This is a genomic window from Halopseudomonas sp., from assembly GCF_041579695.1.
Classification (GTDB): Bacteria; Pseudomonadota; Gammaproteobacteria; order Pseudomonadales; family Pseudomonadaceae; genus Halopseudomonas.
On record NZ_JBFGFI010000216.1, the window covers coordinates 1 to 1,108 of the forward strand.

A 1,108-nucleotide genomic window follows, 5' to 3' on the forward strand; every position below is an offset into this window, starting at 1 on the left:
AGCCGGTTACATCGGCACGCACACTTGTATCAAACTGCTCGAGGCGGGTTATCAGGTGGTGGTGCTGGATAACTTCAGTAACAGCTCCCCCGAGGCGCTGCGCCGGGTGGAGGAGATCGCCGGGCAGGCGGTTGCTTATATCGAGGGTGACATCAATGATGCTGGGCTGCTCGATGGCCTTTTCGGCAAGCACTCCATCGATGCGGTGATCCACTTTGCCGGTCTCAAGGCGGTGGGCGAGTCTGTGGCGCAGCCTTTGCGTTATTACCGCAACAACGTCAGCGGTACAGTGGTGTTGTGCGAGGCTATGCAGCGCGCTGGTGTAAAGAACATCGTGTTCAGCTCTTCCGCTACCGTTTACGGCGATCCGGCGAGCCTGCCGATCCGTGAAGACTTCCCGACCAGCGCGACCAATCCCTATGGCCGCTCCAAGCTGATGATCGAGGAGATGCTCGGTGATCTGCATGTGTCCGACCCTGACTGGAACATCGCGCTGCTGCGTTATTTTAATCCGGCAGGGGCGCATCCCAGCGGCAAAATCGGCGAGGACCCATCTGACATTCCCAATAACCTGATGCCCTACATCGCCCAGGTAGCGGTCGGTCGGCGCGAGCACCTGAGTGTGTTCGGCGGTGATTACTCGACCCACGACGGTACCGGCGTGCGCGATTACATCCATGTGCAGGATCTGGCCGACGGTCATGTGCAGGCGCTGCGCTGGCTGGAGAACAAGCCGGGCATCAAGGCGTTCAACCTGGGCACGGGCACCGGCTATTCGGTACTGGATATGCTCAAGGCGTTTGAAAAAGCCTGCGGGAAGGCGCTGCCCTACAAGATCGTGGAACGCCGGCCCGGCGATGTGGCCAGCTGTTACGCCGATGCGAATTTGGCCGCTCAAGAGCTGAACTGGCACGCGAAGCTGGGTTTGGAAGCCATGTGTGCTGATTCATGGCGCTGGCAGTCGCAGAACCCTCGTGGGTACAGTCGGGATTAAAAGCCGTAAAACTTGAAAGTCAAAATGGTTTCCCGCGTGCGCGGGAATGACGGGGCTGGGGGGAGCGCTATGGCTCATATGTAACAGCAACCTCTCAGCAAACGTCATGCCCCT

The 1,108-nt window shown here is 59.1% G+C and carries 1 protein-coding gene; it reads left to right on the forward strand.

The window, feature by feature from the left end; translation table 11 throughout:
• The coding region (gene galE / locus ABYA88_RS16525) for a UDP-glucose 4-epimerase GalE (protein ID WP_373188472.1) at window positions 1–994 on the forward strand (994 nt) is incomplete at its 5' end.
• Between the last annotated feature and the right edge of the window lie 114 nt (window positions 995–1,108).